At 42.0% G+C, this 18,633-nt stretch carries 10 protein-coding genes; all 10 read left to right on the top strand.

Annotated features, from left to right (window positions below; translation table 11 throughout):
* Window positions 1-21: 21 nt before the first annotated feature.
* The 10 genes from CWD91_RS19510 to CWD91_RS23000 all read left to right on the top strand — a co-directional run bounded on the left by CWD91_RS19510 (window position 22) and on the right by CWD91_RS23000 (window position 18,629).
* A complete protein-coding gene (locus tag CWD91_RS19510; RefSeq protein WP_103442650.1) occupies window positions 22-2,373 on the top strand; it encodes a PDZ domain-containing protein in 2,352 nt (783 codons plus the stop codon).
* 12 nt (window positions 2,374-2,385) lie between these two features.
* Window positions 2,386-3,969: a sulfatase family protein gene (locus tag CWD91_RS19505; RefSeq protein WP_103442649.1), complete on the top strand. Its 1,584-nt coding sequence runs from the start codon at window positions 2,386-2,388 to the stop codon at window positions 3,967-3,969.
* A gap of 100 nt (window positions 3,970-4,069) precedes the next feature.
* Entirely contained in the window at window positions 4,070-4,930 is an 861-nt protein-coding gene (locus tag CWD91_RS19500; RefSeq protein ID WP_103442648.1) for a fumarylacetoacetate hydrolase family protein, read from the top strand.
* 227 nt (window positions 4,931-5,157) lie between these two features.
* Window positions 5,158-7,311 carry a TIM-barrel domain-containing protein gene (locus CWD91_RS19495; protein WP_103442647.1) on the top strand — a complete coding sequence of 718 codons (2,154 nt, stop codon included), beginning with the start codon at window positions 5,158-5,160 and terminating at the stop codon, window positions 7,309-7,311.
* A gap of 36 nt (window positions 7,312-7,347) precedes the next feature.
* Window positions 7,348-9,480, top strand: a complete 2,133-nt coding sequence (locus CWD91_RS19490; RefSeq protein WP_103442646.1) for a GDSL-type esterase/lipase family protein — start codon at window positions 7,348-7,350, stop codon at window positions 9,478-9,480.
* A 7-nt stretch (window positions 9,481-9,487) separates the two neighbouring features.
* Window positions 9,488-10,882 carry a sialate O-acetylesterase gene (locus tag CWD91_RS19485; protein WP_103442645.1) on the top strand — a complete coding sequence of 465 codons (1,395 nt, stop codon included), beginning with the start codon at window positions 9,488-9,490 and terminating at the stop codon, window positions 10,880-10,882.
* Between the two features lie 17 nt (window positions 10,883-10,899).
* On the top strand, window positions 10,900-13,266 hold the full coding sequence (locus tag CWD91_RS19480; protein WP_103442644.1) for a glycoside hydrolase family 95 protein: 2,367 nt from the start codon (window positions 10,900-10,902) through the stop codon (window positions 13,264-13,266).
* Window positions 13,267-13,314: 48 nt separating this feature from the next.
* Window positions 13,315-14,655 (top strand): alpha-L-fucosidase, encoded by a 1,341-nt coding sequence (locus CWD91_RS19475; protein ID WP_103442643.1) that lies wholly within the window; start codon window positions 13,315-13,317, stop codon window positions 14,653-14,655.
* A 23-nt stretch (window positions 14,656-14,678) separates the two neighbouring features.
* On the top strand, window positions 14,679-16,238 hold the full coding sequence (locus tag CWD91_RS19470; RefSeq protein WP_103442642.1) for a sulfatase: 1,560 nt from the start codon (window positions 14,679-14,681) through the stop codon (window positions 16,236-16,238).
* Window positions 16,239-16,244: 6 nt separating this feature from the next.
* On the top strand, window positions 16,245-18,629 hold the full coding sequence (locus CWD91_RS23000; RefSeq protein WP_239985875.1) for an alpha-L-fucosidase: 2,385 nt from the start codon (window positions 16,245-16,247) through the stop codon (window positions 18,627-18,629).
* The last annotated feature ends 4 nt before the right edge of the window (window positions 18,630-18,633 follow it).

Here is an 18,633-nt window from a genome sequence, read left to right as displayed (position 1 = left end):
AGTATAACTTTTTAATAGTTAATGAAAAAAGTAGCGTTATATAATTTTGTAATTGCCCTATTCTTAATAGGGTGCTCGCCTACCGTGTCCGATATTTACATATCTTCTAATGGAGAAGAAATTAAAAAGGGAGAATTGGTTTTTACTTCGCTTGAAGAAGGACTCAATATCGTCGCTCAACTAAGAAGGGAAGGGGCACAAAATGCCTTGACCATTCACATGATGGCCGGTCAACATCGATTAAATTTACCTATAAGGATCCTGCCAGAATTTGGACCTTTGAAATTGATTGGGGAGGGAGCGGAAAAAACAATGGTTAAAGGTTCCAAAGTGCTCAATCCCAAATGGGAAAAGTTCAATGATCATATTTTTGTTGCCCAGTTACAGAAGGAGGACAAATTTGATCAGCTTTTTGTTAATGGAAATCAGCAAATATTATCCCGTTACCCCAATTACGACGAAAATGCCGGACATTGGCAAGGTCACGCTGAGGATGCCATATCCCCGGAAAGAATAAAAAACTGGGTCAACCCAGAAGGAGCCATAGTACATGCCATGCATAGTGGGGAGTGGGGAGGATTCCATTACGTTTCCACAGGGATTGATGAAAATGGAGAACTTATGTTGTTAGGAGGGCATCAAAATAATCGGCCTTCAAAAATGCATACCAAGTATCGGATGGTAGAAAATGTATTCGAAGAATTGGATGCTCCTGGGGAGTGGTTCTTGGATAAGGACTACCGCCTATATTATTGGGCTACTGAGGGAATTGACCTTGGAAATGCCTTGATAGAAGGGGTGCAACTAAAGCATTTGGTGGAAATTGTAGGTAGTGAAGAAAATCCGGTTAGGGACATTGAAATAAGTGGAATAAAATTTGAGCATACGCAGCGCACTTTTATGGAAGAATATGAGCCATTGCTAAGAAGCGATTGGACCATATATAGAGGGGCGGCCATTTTTCTTGAAGGGACTCAAAACGTAAGTGTCAACAATTGTGAATTGACAAATTTGGGTGGTAATGCCATTGTGGTTAGTAACTTCAACAGGGACGTAGCCATTTCGGATAATCATATTCATGAATGTGGGGCATCGGGCATCAGTTTTGTGGGTAGTCCAGAAGCAGTGAGATCGCCTTCGTTCCAATATGATGAATTTGTTCCTTTGGCGCAAATGGACACCGTTCGCGGGCCAAAGACGAATAAGTATCCCAGTAATTCGGTTGCAGAAAATAACTTGATTCATCGCACTGGAAGAGTGGAAAAGCAAACGGCTGGCGTGCAGATTGCCATGGCCATGGATATTACCGTAAGCCACAACAGTATTTATGATGTTCCTAGGGCAGGAATCAATATCGGTGATGGTACTTGGGGCGGGCATATAATCGAATACAACGATGTTTTCAATACTGTGCTGGAATCTGGAGATCATGGCGCTTTTAATTCTTGGGGCAGGGACCGATTTTGGCATCCAAATCGCGAATCCTTAAATCAAATTGTGGCCGCTAGTCCGGAGATGCCCAAATGGGACGCCATACACACTACGGTTATAAGGAATAATAGATTTCGTTGCGATCACGGCTGGGATATAGATTTGGACGACGGATCCTCCAATTATCATATATACAACAATGTGTGTTTAAATGGGGGAATTAAACTGAGGGAAGGATTTTTACGCACCGTGGAGAATAACATCATGATAAATAATGGGTTCCACCCGCATGTCTGGTTTAAGAACAGCGGAGATGTTTTTAAACACAATATTGTATTTACGGAACACAAGGATATAAGATTACAGGATTGGGGCAAGGAAGTGGATTATAATCTATTTCCTGATGAGCAAACATTGTTGGAAACCCAGCGTAAAGGGGTAGATCAACATAGCATTTTCGGTGATGTACTGTTTACAGATGCGAAAATTGGAAATTATTCAGTAGGAGAGGAATCACCAGCCATTAAAATTGGATTTGAGAACTTTGATATGGATAGCTTTGGGGTCGCCAATACTGCCCTAAGGCCCTTGGCCGAGACCCCAGCAATACCTGCCATGTTTTTTGGCAATACCGGTGAAGAGTCGGCTACATTTAACTGGTTGGGCGCCAAAATTAAAAATATTCTCACTATGGCAGAACGCTCGGCCTCCGGCCTCGATAAGACTGCTGGGGTTCTAATTCTTTCGCTGGATGAACAAAGCGTTGCTGGAAATTCAATACTCCAGGTTGGGGATGTCATAGTAGGTGCTGAAGGAACTGAAATTAATTCGGTGGCCGACTTAATGAAGTCTTATCAGAACAATAATTGGAAAGGAAAATTGAATCTTACTATATTTAGAAATCAGAAGGAAAAGGAAATATCATTATCAACAAAAAAATAAAGACAAAGCCCTATGAAGCCATTGTATAAATATATATTAATTGCCTTGTTGATTGGTGGTGCGGCCTACGGATTTGCATTTAGAAATTCTAAGGAAAAGGAAAAGCGTCCTAATATTATTTATGTTTTGGCCGATGATCTTGGCTATGGGGATATTAGCCTTTACAATCCTGAAGGCAGGATAAAGACGCCTAATCTGGATGCCTTGGGGGCGGCAGGAATGAAATTTACCGATGCCCATACCTCCTCCTCGGTCTGTACTCCTACTCGCTATGGAATAATTACAGGAAGATATAATTGGAGAAGTCCAATTAAAAGTGGTGTTCTTACGGGTAATTCCAATGCTTTGATTCCAAAAAGCAGAACCACTGTCGCCTCTTTACTTAAAGAGGAAGGCTATGAAACGGCATTTATTGGTAAATGGCATTTGGGATGGGATTGGGCACTAAAGGATTCTAAAGTGGAATCTGGGGAAGGTTGGAACCCAGAAGATTTTGATAATATAGATTTCTCTAAGAAAGTCGGCAACTCTCCAAATACCCTTGGTTTTACCTATTCATATGGGCACTGTGGTTCCTTGGATATGGCGCCATATGTGTATGTGGAAAATGGAATGCCTACCATGGTACCGGATACGGTTACCGAAAGTAAGACTAAATATGGATGGTGGAGGAAGGGCCCAACTGCAAGCGACTTTATTTTTGATGATGTCACCCCCAACTTTTTTAGAAAATCCTTTAATTATATCAAAAATATATCCAAAGGAAAGGATCCCTTCTTTTTGTATTTGGCGCTACCATCGCCCCACACCCCAATTCTCCCGACCGAGGAATGGCAAGGAAAAAGTGATTTAAATCCTTATGGGGATTTTATGATGATGATCGATGCCTATATGGGACAATTGGAGACGGTTTTAAAGGAAGCGGGAATTGAAGAAAATACACTTGTTATCTTTACTAGCGATAATGGTTGCTCCCCTGCGGCCGATATTAATGAAATGCTAGCAAAGGGACATAGTCCCAATGGAATTTTAAGGGGCCATAAGGCCGATATTTTTGAAGGAGGACATAGAGTGCCGTTTATGGTAAAATGGCCGGCCAAAATCAAGCCCAATTCGAAATCGGATAAAACCATTTGCACAACAGATTTAATGGCTACCTGCGCGGAAATAGTAGGTGTTGATTTAGAAGATACTGAAGGGGAGGATAGTTTTTCAATGATGCCTTTGTTCAATGACCCTACTTCCAAGGAGTATAGGAGAGAGGCTACAGTGCATCATTCGATCAACGGAAGTTTTGCAATAAGAAAGGATAATTGGAAAATGATTTTTTGCCCTGGATCTGGTGGGTGGAGTGCGCCCAAACCTAATTCGGAAGGGATAGAGGACCTTCCAAAATTCCAGTTGTACGATTTAAGCAAGGACCCACAGGAGAAAAATAATGTTTATGGACAGTTTCATGAAGTGGAAAGTGCAATGACCAGATTAATGGTCTCCTATATAGAAAATGGGAGAAGCAATCCAGGAGAGAAGCAAACGAACGATCAAGAAGGATATGGAAGTAAGGATTGGAAGCAATTGGAAGTGTTTTATAATTGATTTGAATATTTGAAAATTGCTTAATTTGAATGTTTATTTCATGAAAGAGGAAACCGTAACAAATATTATATATAAATAGTAACTCAATAAACAGGAACAAATGAAACTAATAAGATTTGGAGAAATAGGTAAGGAAAAACCAGGTGTACAATTGGAAAATGGTACCCGATTGGATGTATCTGCCTTCGGAAGGGATTACAATGAGGATTTCTTTGGAACAGACGGATTGGAACAATTAAAAAAATGGTTGGCAGGAAATGAAAGTAGTTGTCCCAAGGTGAACGATAGCGTTCGGTTAGGAGCTCCTTTGGTTAGACCATCAAAAATTGTTTGCGTGGGTCTAAACTATGCAAAACATGCGGCTGAAAGCGGTATGGCAGTGCCTAAAGAGCCGGTATTGTTCTTTAAGGCTACTTCTGCCATTGTAGGACCTAATGATGATGTTGTCATTCCAAAAGGAAGCAAAAAAACGGATTGGGAGGTGGAATTGGCAGTGGTAATCGGTAAAAAGGCATCTTATGTTTCGGAAGAAAATGCTTTGGATCATGTTGCCGGATATGTACTGCACAACGATTACAGTGAGAGAGCCTTTCAAATAGAACGTGAAGGACAATGGGTGAAGGGTAAAAGTTGCGACACCTTTGCGCCTGTAGGACCATTCATTGCTACAAAAGATGAAATTAAGGACCCCAATAACCTGAACTTGTGGTTAAAATTAAATGGGGAAAAGGTTCAGGATAGTTCTACCTCGGATTTTATTTTCAACATTCAAGAAGTAGTAAGCTATATCAGTCAGTTTATGAGCTTGTTGCCAGGGGATATTATTTCAACAGGGACTCCTTTTGGTGTAGGGCTTGGATTTAATCCCCCCAAATATTTAAAAGCAGGCGATGTGGTAGAATTGGGCATCGAAGGACTTGGAAGTTCCAAACAAACTGCAAAGGCATATAGCGGGAAATAAGATTAAACCAATTTGGAATCTACCCCACAAATTGTGAACGGGTCTATTCTAATAATATATAATATTTTAAGAGTCGTTCAGGTCTCTCCCGATAGCTATCGGGATGCGCTAGACCGGGCAATGTTTGTTTAATCCCAAAGTGCCACTCGAGCGGAGTCGAGAGGTCAATGGTTTTGTTGGTCTACCTAAATTTGTGGTGGATACTTAATTTTAAAAATACAACTAGCATGAATTCCAAATTCCATGTAATTATTTTATGCCTTATAACTAGCTTATATGTCTCCACGGGATATGGACAGGAGTTGGAATGGACCGAAATTGAAAATGGAATTTGGAAAGCCAGTGTTGGGGAGCCAGAGGATATTAGCCTGTTAAAGGCAGTTGATGTGCAGCCCAAGAAGGAAGCACTTAGTCAATTGCCTTTGGCAATTTTTCCGTTTGAAAGGGATAAAATTAAAACCAAGGTCATAGATGGGAAGACCTATTTGCAATTTCCACTGACCAGGGAAGAGCAAATTTATGGCTTGGGACTCAATTTTAAGACGGTACACCAGAGAGGCCGTATCATGCAATTGCACGTGGATCATTATGGAGGAAGGGATGATGGGCGTACCCATGCCCCGGTTCCGTTTTATGTTTCTTCCAAGGGATATGGGGTTTTAATTGATGCTGCCAGATATATTACGGTTTATGCCGGGACAGGCGTACGGGTAGATGCGGATGACAAACCCGTACTACGGGATAGGAATACCGATCGGCAATGGCAGGCCCAACCTTATTCCGATGCTGTGGAAATTTTGGTACCGGCCAAGGGAACCGATGTTTATGTGTATGGGGGATCCTCGCCCATGGAAGCGGTACAACGCTATAATTTATTTAATGGAGGAGGTTATATTCCTCCCAAATGGGGGCTCGGATTTACCCAAAGAGTACCTACACTTTATAGTCAGTACGATATTGTTAGGGAAGCGAAGGAATTTGAAGATCACGATTTTCCCTTAGATTTTATTGGTGTGGAGCCAGGATGGCACAGTATGTCATATCCCTGCACTTTTGAATGGGACAGAACAAGGTTTCCAGATCCGGAAAAGTTCAACAATGAACTGCTTGACCAAGGAATTCGCACCAATTTATGGTTGAATCCCTTTGTGTCGCCAGTAGGGTCATTATATCCCAAAATGAAAGATCTTTCAGCTTCCCATACGGTTTGGAATGGTATTGTTCCCGATTTGATGCTTCAGGAAACAAGAGATATTTTTAAGGCCCACTTTGTTGAAAATCATTTGAACATAGGGGTCAGTGGTTATAAAATAGATGAGGTGGATGGCTATGACTTTTGGGTATGGCCAGATGTAGCTACATTTCCCTCTGGTTATAGTGGCGAACAAATGAGACAGGTCTACGGCCTGTTGATCCAGGATATGACCGCGAAGTGGTTCAAGGAAAGGAATCAAAGAACATACGGTTTGGTCAGGGCATCCAACGCCGGGGCCAGTGCGTTGCCCTATGTAATTTACAACGACTACTACAGTCATAAGGATTTTATAACAGCCCTGGTAAATAGCAGTTTTATTGGAGTGTTATGGACCCCCGAGGTGCGTGCTTCCAAAACAGCTGAAGAGTGGTTGAGAAGAATGCAATCCGTTTGCTTTTCACCCATGGCCATGCTTAATGCCTGGGCAGATGGTACCAAACCATGGTCCTTTCCCGAGGTGGAAGCAGCGGTTAGGGATGTGGCCAATCTAAGAATGCAGTTGTTGCCATATATCTATACCACCTTTTCCCAATATCATTTTGAAGGTTTGCCACCGTTTAGGGCCATGAATTTGGTGGATGGCTTTTCTTATAACCAGGATGTGGCTGAAGGCCAATTGGATTCTACCGACAATCCTTATAAGGTGGCCGTTAAAAGTGAAATTAAAGATCAATACATGATGGGCGATAATATTTTGGTAGCTCCCATGTTTGAAGGGGAGAAGGAGAGAAAGGTAATCCTGCCGGCAGGCAAATGGTTCGATTTTTACGAAGGCACATTCGTGGGAGAAAACGAGGTGATTACAGTAGCTCCCGGATTGGAAAAAATACCATTATTTGTTAGGGATGGCGGTATAATTCCAATGCGACCCATTCAAAGACAAGCACCTAAACTGGGCGAGAAGGTGGACCTAATCATACGTCATTATGGGACAAAGGAAGGGGAGTTTACCCTTTATGATGATGATGGTCTAAGCTTCGATTTTGAACAAGGCCAATATTCCAGAGTCGATATAAAAGTGAAAAGAGACAAAAAAGGAAATCTAAGAGGTGCTATGGGCAGTCCAGAGAAAGGGAAGCCGTTTGGCTACAACAAAAAAGTATCTTGGGAATTTAAAACGAAATAATATCTCCCTGTAAAGGGTTTTGATATATAAAAAGATATGGTTAAAAGGCTGCTACAATTTATATTATTGGGGTTATTTATTATAACGGAATCCGCCGGTGCTAGCCTTCAGGACCCCATAAAAATTGCTTGTGTGGGGAACAGCATCACTTATGGCTCAGGGGTGGCCAACAAGGATAAAAATGCTTTTCCAGCACAATTGCAATCCATGCTGGGAAACCCATATGAGGTACAGAATTTTGGGGTTGGTGGGCGTACACTTTTAAAACGGGGCGACAAACCGTATTGGGAAACAGAGGCCTATTCCAATGCATTGAAATTTAAACCGGATATCGTCTTTATAAAATTGGGTACCAATGACAGTAAGTTGCAGAATCGGGTTCATTTAGACAATTTTGAGGCGGATTATATAGAATTGGTCAATAGCTTTAAAAAGGAAAATAAAAGGGCGCGAATTATCCTATTGCTCCCAGTACCGGCATTTACCACGGATACAACTGGGATTTGGAACGAGGTCATCAAAAATAGGATTACACCAATTACCCGTTCGGTTGCGTTTAAGACCAATTCGGAAGTGTTGGATTTATATCAGCTTTTCATAAATCAACTTGGTTTATTACCCGATATGGTACATCCTTCCTCTTTAGGGGCAACGGTGATTGCAAAGCGATTATATGAGGCGGTAGTTCAAAAGGAAATTGAAACCATAGTTGCGCTAAAATCCAAGGAAGTAAAGGAAATGGAAACCGAAAACTTTTATGGTTTTCCTCTTAGCAATTTCGAATATAAGGGCAACGCCTGTAAACTTGTCCGCCCCAAAAAAGTGGCACCTGGAGCCCCGTGGGTGTTACGGGCAAGATTCTGGGGTCACGAACCTCAAACGGATATTGCCTTATTGGAAAGGGGATTTCATATCGCCTATTGCGATGTAGCCAATTTGTTTGGCGGTCCAGAAGCCGTGAAGAGGTGGGATGGATTTTATAGACTAATGACTCAAGCCGGACTATCGAAAAAAGTGGTGTTGGAGGGTATGAGCAGAGGTGGCTTGATCATTTATAATTGGGCCGAAAAAAATCCAAAAAAAGTTGCCTGTGTATATGCCGATGCCCCTGTATTGGATGGCAAGAGCTGGCCCGGAGGTTTGGGAAAGGGCAAAGGTAGTGCCTCGGATTGGGAAGCATTTAAAAAAGTTTACAGTCTAAAATCCGAAAAAGATATAGCAAAGTTCAACGGAAACCCAATTCAAAAGATAGAATCCATTGCGAAGGGTGGTTTTCCTATGATGCATGTTTGTGGTGCCGCCGATGTTGTGGTGCCCATTGATGAGAATACAAAGCCTTTCGAGGCAGGGATTAAGGCACATGGAGGCGCTATAACGGTGATTTATAAAGATGGTGTAGGACATCATCCACATAGTTTGGATAATCCTACCCCAATTGTCGATTTTGTCCTTAGGGCAACTGGTCAAAAGGTAAATTATGCTATAATACCAACACCAAGTGCCGAATTTCGTTCCGCCGCAGGGTGGATAGAAGGTAAAGATTGGTGGGCACAGGCCCGGGATATAGATTCTTTGTGCCAGGCATCAAAAGAAATTGATTTATTGCTTATTGGGAATTCCATTACCCAAGGTTGGGGTGGAAAAAGGCCTAATGTCACCTATGCCCCAGGTAAGGAAGCAGCAGATATTTATTTCAAGGATTTGAATTGGATCGGTGCCGGTATTTCTGGGGACCGTACACAACACATTTTGTACCGCCTTAATAATGGAAAATATGAAAATGCGCAACCTAAGGTAGTGATGCTGGCCATTGGTGTAAATAATTTTGGGGATAATACAGCGGAGGAAATTGCAGAGGGTATACGTAAGGTATTGGAAGTAACCAAGGAAAAATTTTCCCCTTTCACCAAAATAATGTTTTTTGGCCCACTGCCCACAGGACTGGACCCAAATACGGATAGACGGGAGAAATACAATAAAATTCACTCCTTGATCAAGGATTTCGGAGATCAAAAAAATGTATTCTATTACAATGTGGTCAATGAGTTTTCTGATGAGAAAGGATTTTTAAAGGTTGATTTATATTCCCAGGATGGTATTCATTTATTGCCGCAGGGTTATAAAGTTTGGGCAAAATATATCCAAGAACATATTAATTTAACTAAATAGTGAATTCATGAAAAAGATAATTCTACTAGCACTTTGGCTTTGGGCAGGCAATACTTATGGAGAGATATGGCTTCCTTCCATTCTTTCCGATAATATGGTGCTGCAACAAGAATCGGATGTTACCATTTGGGGATGGACGACTTCGACCAGTGAGGAGGTAACAGTTTATGGAACTTGGAATAATGAAAAGGTCACCACTAAGGCTTTTCAAGGGGTTTGGTCCTTGAAATTGACGACTCCCAAGGCCGGCGGCACTTATAGCGTTATGGTGGAAGGTCATGAAAAATTGGAGTTGAAAAATGTTCTTATCGGTGAGGTTTGGTTGGGGTCTGGACAAAGCAATATGCAATGGACGCCTAAAAACGGTTTGGAGAACGTAGAGGAGGAGATAAAAAATGCCAAGTATCCAGAAATACGCTTTTTTCAAGTGGCACAGCAGATATCGGATAATCCCCAAGATCAATTGAAGGGTAAATGGGAGGTGTGTACACCCGAAACCATGGCGAAGTTTAGTTCGGTAGCTTATTTTTTTGGCAGGGAACTTCATCAGAATTTATCAATTCCAGTGGGCCTAATTAACTCTAGTTGGGGCGGCACACCCGTTGAGGTTTGGTTGAAAAGCGAATTGATTACGGAGGATACCGAATTAAAAGAAGCCGCAGAAAAACTTAACGCAGTTGCCTGGTGGCCCAACAATCCTGGCTTGGCTTACAATGCCATGATACACCCGATTACCAAGTTTAATATAGCTGGATGCATTTGGTACCAAGGGGAATCCAATAGGGTAAATCCGGATTCCTATTACAAATCTTTTCCCTTGATGATCAAATCCTGGAGGGAGGAATGGGGTAAAGAACTGCCTTTTTATTTTGTGCAGATTGCCCCGTATAAATATGACGACCCTAACGCAACGGATGCTGCCCATGTCAGGGATGCCCAGTTGTATACCATGAATAATTTAGCCAATACGGGAATGGTGGTCACCAATGATATTGGAAATCTGGAAAATATACACCCCATCAACAAGCAGGAGGTAGGACACCGATTGGCGCTATGGGCCTTGGCCAAAACCTATGGAAAAGAGGGGCTGGATTATTCGGGACCTGTCTACACCTCCATGGAGATTAAGAAGAATAAAATAATTCTAAACTTTAATCATGCAGAAAATGGATTAATGAAAAAAGGTAAGGAGTTACTCGAGTTTTATATTGCAGGGGAAGATCAAGTACTTTATCCCGCAAAGGCCAAAATCAATGGCAAAACGGTTGTGGTGTCCTCTTCCAAAGTAAAAAATCCAGTGGCGGTTCGGTTTGCTTTTACCAATGGAGCATTACCCAATCTTTATAACTCAGGGGGCTTACCAGCATCCGCTTTTAGGACGGATAATTGGGAGTTGAAATAGCATTATAAAAATTAGAAATGAATCGAATAAAGGTATTTGTACTAACACTTCTTTGGGCTATTAATTTCAGTTGTCAGGAACAGAAAAATATCAGGGAATCCAATGACCTATGGTATGCACAACCAGCGGCCAAATGGATGGAAGCCCTACCCGTGGGTAACGGTCGATTGGGGGCTATGGTTTTTGGAGACCCTCAAAATGAAAGAATACAGCTCAATGAAGATTCCATGTGGCCCGGAGGTCCGGATTGGGGCAGTTCCAAAGGATCTCCAGAAGATCTAGAGCATTTCAGAGGATTGTTGAGGGCAGGGAAACCTCACGAGGTAGATGCCGCTTATATGGACAAGTTTTCATATAAAACGGTGATTAGGTCACATCAGACTATGGGCGATCTTTTTATCGATTTTAAGGGTGATAAAGAGGTTGAGGACTATAGAAGGTCTTTAAATCTAAACGATGCCTTAATAGAAGTGGACTATAAAAGTAAGGGAGCTTCCTATTCCGAAAAGGTTTTTTCATCCAAGGCAGATGACGTCATGGTTATCCATTTGAGTACTTCTGCCAAGGAAGGAATGGATTTTGATCTTAAATTGGATCGCCCGGAAGATCACGGTCATAAAACCATATCTACAACAAACCCCTCCGATTCGGAGATTAGCATGATGGGGATGGTGACCCAATATGGAGGGAAAAAGGAAGATCTGCCGTTCGAGATAGATTATGGGGTTAAATTCGAGACACGACTTAAGGTAGAAAATTCATCTGGTGAAGTAATTGCCAAGAATGGATCTTTGACCTTAAAAGGGGTAAAGGAGGCCACTATATTTATTGTTTGCAATACTTCCTTTTACTCGGATGATTATGTTGCTAAAAATAATACAACCTTAAAACGCTTGAACGGACATACCTTTTCAAGCCTTTTGGAGAGACATATTGCGGATTATTCCAATTTGTATGACCGGGTATCCTTTGAATTGGAGGGTAGTGAACTGGATTCGCTTCCAACGGACCTCAGGTTAAAAAGAATTAAAGACGGAAATGAAGATCCCGATTTGGCCGCCAAATTATTTCAATATGGCCGTTATCTGCTTATTTCTTCCTCACGGCTGGGAACCAATCCTGCCAACCTTCAAGGTATCTGGAACGAGCATGTAGAAGCCCCTTGGAATGCAGATTACCATCTCAATATTAACTTACAGATGAATTATTGGCCAGCTGAAGTGACCAATCTTTCCGAACTGCATGTGCCTCTATTCGATTTTGGAGATCGATTGTTGGAACGGGGGAAAATTACGGCGAAGGAACAATATGGTATCCGTCGGGGGGCAGTGCTACATCACGCTACCGATCTTTGGGCGGCTCCATGGATGCGTGCCGATATGCCCTATTGGGGTGCATGGATCCACGGTGGTGGATGGCTGGCCCAACATTATTGGGAGCATTATAGATTTACACAGGATAATGCGTTTCTGAAAGACCGTGCCTACCCTTTTCTAAAATCGATAAGTGAGTTTTATTTGGATTGGCTGCAGAAAGATGAAAATAGTGGAAAATGGATTTCCTACCCGGAAATGTCCCCAGAAAACTCCTATTTGGCTGAGGATGGTAAACCAGCTGCCATGTCCTTAGGGACCGCAATGGGGCATCAAATTATAGCCGAGGCTTTTGAGAATACTTTGGAAGCTGCAGAAGTGTTGCATATAAATGATGACTTCATTAAGGAAGTTAAGTCAAAATTGAAAGATCTTAATCCTGGAGTTAGCATAGGGAAAGATGGTAGGATCTTGGAATGGAACCAGGATTATGAGGAGCCGGAAAAAGGACATAGGCATATGTCACATCTGTATGCCCTTCACCCAGGGGATGCCATTACCTCTAAGGATAAGAAGGCATTTGCTGCTGCCCAAAAAACCATCGATTACCGTCTTCAGCACGGGGGTGCAGGTACGGGATGGAGCAGGGCTTGGATGATCAATTTCAATGCACGGTTACTGGATGCCAAGTCGGCCCAGGAGAATATCAATAAATTCATGCAAATTTCGATTGCGGACAATTTGTTCGACGAGCATCCCCCATTTCAAATAGACGGTAATTTTGGATATTCTGCCGCAGTGGCGGAACTACTGTTGCAATCGCATGAAGGATTTCTTAGATTATTGCCCGCCTTGCCAGAGAACTGGGGTACAGGGTCGATCAATGGATTGGTCGCCCGAGGTAATATTGTGGTTGATTTGGAGTGGAAGAATGGCCATCTGGAAAAAGTGGGTCTTATGGCTAAAAACGAAACAGAAATAAAGTTGGTATATGGCGATGTCAATGTCAATATAACTTTGCAAAAGAATCAGAAAACTTGGCTGAATTCCGAGTTGCACAAAGTAGATTAGCCCTTTTTTGGGATTTTAATATATTTAATAGATTACATATTTACGAACATGAAAAAATTGATTACCTCCATTTTTCTATTAGCCATAGCGGTGAATTTTGCCCAAGAACAAGCACAGGATACTGTATTACAGAATGAGCAGAAAATGCAATGGTTCAAGGACGCCAAATTGGGTATTTTTATCCATTGGGGCCTATATGCCGTGAATGGGATCGATGAATCCTGGTCCTTTTACAACGGATATATTTCGCATGAAAATTATTTGAAGCAGACCAAGGGATTTACAGCAAAAAAATACGACCCCCAGGCTTGGGCCGATTTAATTGAACGTAGTGGTGCCAAATATTCGGTAATTACCTCTAAACACCACGATGGATTTGCCCTTTGGAACACTAAATATGGCGATTTTGATGCTGTTAGAAGTTCGGCGGCCAAACAGGACGTTATAACGCCGTTTGTATCCGCACTTCGAAAAAATAATTTAAAAGTCGGTATTTATTATTCCCTACCAGACTGGTCCTATAAGGACTACACCCACTTTACTAGAGACTCTATCCGGTATAATGCGTTGGAACAGCCCCAAAGATGGGATAAATTCTTGAAGTTATACCAAGGGCAATTAAAGGAATTGTCAGATAACTATAACCCGGACTTGTATTGGTTTGATGGGGATTGGGAACACAATTCGGAAGAATGGCAAGTGCCCAAGGTTCGACAAATGTTATTTGACAAAAATCCCAATACCATTTTGAATTCCAGACTAAGGGAACAGGGGGATTATGCCACCCCTGAGCAAGGTATGCCCATCACAAGGCCCAAAAACAAATATTGGGAGTTATGTCTCACCATGAACGATTCCTGGGGTTTCCAAAAAAATGACCACAATTATAAAACTACCGATCAAATTATAGGGATTTTTGCTGACGTAATTGGCAATGGCGGTAATCTGTTGTTGGATATAGGTCCGAAAGGGGATGGCAGTATTCCTGAGGAACAGGTAGCCATTTTGGAAGGATTGGGCCGTTGGACCAACAAGCATAAAGAGGCTATTTACGGTACCAGGTCTGGGATTCCAAAGGAACATTTTTACGGCCCTACGACCTTGTCCAAGGACCAGAATATTCTTTATTTGTTTGTAAAGGGAAATTCCAATGGGGAAGTGGTGATACGTGGGCTAAAAAACAGGATCAATCGGATTTGGGTTGTGGGTGAAGGCACTAAATTATCGCATCAGGTAATTGGCAAAGTCTTCTGGAGCCATTATCCAGGGATTAACTATATAAAATTGCCAGAACATGTTCTGGACGAAAATATGACCGTTCTTGCTGTTTTATTGGATGGCAAGGTAGACCTATATCGCGAAGATGGTGCTGTTATAGAGAGTAATTAAATTAAGAAGGAAATTAAAAGTTTATGAACAGAAGTTTCTTATTGTTTTTGATAGTTACACTTTTTTTGGTTGGATGTAAGGAAAAGCAAATGGAAAAAACCCAGGAGGTTTCTTCTCAACCAAACATTGTACTGTTCTTTGTAGATGACATGGGGTGGCAAGATACCTCCGTACCATTCTGGAACCAAAGAACACCGTACAATGATCTTTATCAAACCCCAAATATGGAGCGTTTGGCCAAAGAAGGCATGAAATTTACTCAGGCCTACGCCACTGCCGTTTGTTCACCTACCCGGGTAAGTTTAATGACAGGGATGAATGCGGCCAGGCATAGGGTAACCAACTGGACCTTGCAAAAGGACAAACTGCAACCAATGGAAACCAACCATAAAACACTGCAATTTCCAGAATGGAATGTTAATGGCATGAGTCCAGAAGTAAGTACAGGGAAAGCAGTGTATGCCACACCCTTGCCTCAAATATTGAAGGATGCTGGTTACTATACCATACATGCGGGCAAAGCACATTTGGGCGCAATAGGAACCCCAGGAGAAGACCCATTAAATCTTGGTTTTGAGGTAAATATTGCGGGACATGCAGCTGGAGCACCTCAAAGTTATTTAGGGACCGATAATTTTGGCAATGGCCAAGAAGGAAAGGAAGTGTGGGCGGTACCGGGATTGGAAAAATACCATGGCAAGGATATTTTTTTAACGGAGGCCATAACACAAGAGGCAAAGCTGGCCATGGATTCCGCATTGGAAAAAAAGAAACCCTTCTTTTTGTATTTGGCACATTATGCAGTGCATACCCCTATTATGGCCGATAACAGGTTTGTTGAGAAATACTATGACAAGGGGCTGGATTCCACAGAGGCAAAATACGCGGCCTTGGTACAGGGTATGGACAAGAGTTTGGGAGATATTATGGACCACCTTGATGCCAATAGCCTTTCGGACAATACCATAATCCTTTTCATGTCGGACAATGGTGGACTCAGCGCTGTAGCCAGAGGAGGGGAAAGACACACACACAACAAACCCTTAAGTAGTGGCAAGGGTTCTGCACATGAGGGTGGCATTAGGGAGCCTATGTTGGTAAGATGGCCTGGAAAAATAGCCCCTAATTCGGTAACGGACGAACAAGTCATAATTGAAGATTTTTACCCTACTATTCTGGAATTGGCAGGTGTTAAAAATTATAAAGCAGTACAGGAAGTAGACGGAATTAGTTTTGTACCTGTACTTACCGGAAATAGTTCTCAGGGTACACGCCCATTATTTTGGCATTACCCCAATGAATGGGGTCCTTCAGGTCCAGGGATTGGTGCTTCCAGCAGTACCCGGGTGGGCGATTGGAAATTTATTTACTATTATATTGACGGAAGAATGGAGTTGTTTAATCTTAAGGAGGATATAGGGGAAACCATGAATTTGGTCAATGAACAACAAGATAAGGCACGGGAATTGGCAAAGATATTATCGGATTATTTAAGGAAGGTGGAAGCCCAAATACCTTCTCATAAAGATTCTGGAGTGCAGGTTGCCTATCCCGATATGGTTTTGAATTCCAACAAAAAGTAAAAAAAAATGAAACTAAGATTACTCTTACTTTGTTGTTTTGGTATTGCCTTGGGTTTTGCTCAAAATGGGGAAGATGATTTATACCTTTTCGATAATTTTGGACAAGTTTCCGAAGATAACATTTTTAAGACGGAAGGGTATTATAATTGGGGAAGTTCCATCATCAAGGAGCGTGATGGGAAATATCATCTTTTTTATTCACGTTGGAAAAAAGAATACGGTTTTCACGGATGGCTTACCCACTCCGAAATTGCCCACGCAACAAGTAAAAGCCCAGGCGGGCCATGGAATTATAGGGAGACCGTGCTCAGTGGCAGTGGTAAAGGTAACTGGGATGCCATAACTGTACACAACCCAAAAATTAAATATTTTGAGGGCAAATACTATTTATACTATATAGCTACCAATATGGGCGACGCGGCTTATACCGATGATGATTTGGTGGAAACTGCCAAAACAGGATATGACCACCCCAATTGGAAAATATTACGACCCAATCAAAGGACAGGGGTGGCGGTATCCAATACCCTAAACGGACCTTGGTCTAGAAATGAAAAGCCTTTGTTGGAACCCTCTGGGCCAATTACAACACTTACCGTAAATCCGGCCATAGACAGGGGGAAGGATGGTAAGTATTATTTAATTGTAAAAGGGGATAAGCCCAACGAAAAGAATTTTGTTAGGAACCAGGCCGTTGCAGTTGGGGAACAACCGGACGGACCATTTTTCATTCAGGAGAAACCGGTAATAGATTATATGGATACTGAAGATATGTCTATTTGGTACGATGAAAACCGAGAGCGATTCTATGGGGTTTTTCATGCCCATAATTATATTGGCCTGGTGACTTCGGAAAATGGAATCGACTGGGAAAAGGCCAACGAGTTTGTTCTTAAGAATAAGGAAATATTAATGGAAGATGGGACTGTCATCGTCCCGGATAGAATGGAACGTCCTTTTGTTTACCATGAGAACGGGGAGCCAAAAGTATTGTCCGTAGCGGTAAAGAAAGGGGATGAATCCTATACCGTCTTTATCCCCATAATCAAAAATGAATTCCCGGTCCCCAACAAAAGGCAATTGGCATGGCAGGAGGCAGAGCTTGGCGTTGTGTTTCATTATGACCTCCATGTGTTCGATGGGGTAAAATATGGGCAGGGAAACAATAGAATCGACCCCGTAAAAGATTACCAAATTTTTAATCCTGAAAAATTGGATACCGATCAATGGGTAAAGGCGGCAAGAGATGCAGGCGCCAAATTTGCCATTTTAACGGCTACCCATGAGACCGGGTTTGCACTGTTTCAATCCAAGGTAAACCCATACAGTGTTAAGGCTCTAAACTGGAAAGATGGAAAAGGGGATGTTGTGGCAGATTTTGTAGCCTCATGTAGAAAGTATGGAATAAAACCAGGTATTTATCTTGGAATTAGGTGGAATTCGTTTTTGGGCGTGCACGACTTTAAAGTAAATGGGGAGGGTGATTTTAAGAAGAACCGACAGCAATGGTACAATAAGATGGTGGAGGGAATGGTCAAGGAAATTTGCACCAATTATGGGGAATTGTTTGAAATTTGGTTCGATGGTGGTGCGGACCATCCAAAAAATGGTGCTCCGGACGTATTACCCATAGTACGGCAGTATCAACCAAATTGTTTATTCTATCACAATGGACAATTGGCAGAAGCCCGTTGGGGCGGTTCCGAATCCGGCACTGTGGCATATCCCAATTGGTCTACCTTTCCGTATAGGGCTACCGGAGCTGGGGAAAGTGCCAAAAGGAATATAGCCGATAACAATTTTCAATTGCTTAAAGAAGGGGATGCCAACGGCAAGTTTTGGGTTCCTGCAATGGCAGATGCGCCTTTGAGAGGCTATAATGGCCGACACGAATGGTTTTGGGAGCCGGGGGATGAAGCCCATATATTTCCATTAGCAAATTTAATGGATATGTACTATAAATCCGTTGGAAGAAACGCCACTTTGATCATGGGCCTTACCCCTGACCCGGACGGACTACTTCCGGAGCCAGATGTTCAGCGATTAAAGGAGTGGGGAGATGAGATAAAAAGAAGATTTTCAAATCCCTTGGCAAGTACAAATGGGAAGGGGAGATTGTTGGAATTAAGATTGAAAAAACCAATGGAAGTAAACCATGTAATACTTCAGGAGGATATAGCAAAAGGAGAAAGAATTAGAAAGTATCAAATTGAAGGTTATTTAAATGGGCGTTGGAAGGTCTTGGCAAGCAGCGAGAGTATTGGTAACAAAAGAATTGAAAAATTTGATGCCATAAAATTAAGTAGATTACGAATAAAAATTATAGATTCGGACGGTTTAGGGCATATTAAGAATATGAGTGCCTATTTTGTTGAGGAAAAGGGGCTTTAAATAA

The organism is Arenibacter hampyeongensis, from assembly GCF_002909255.1.
GTDB classification, from domain to species: domain Bacteria; phylum Bacteroidota; class Bacteroidia; order Flavobacteriales; family Flavobacteriaceae; genus Arenibacter; species Arenibacter hampyeongensis.
This window is presented reverse-complemented; position numbering and strand designations above follow the sequence as displayed.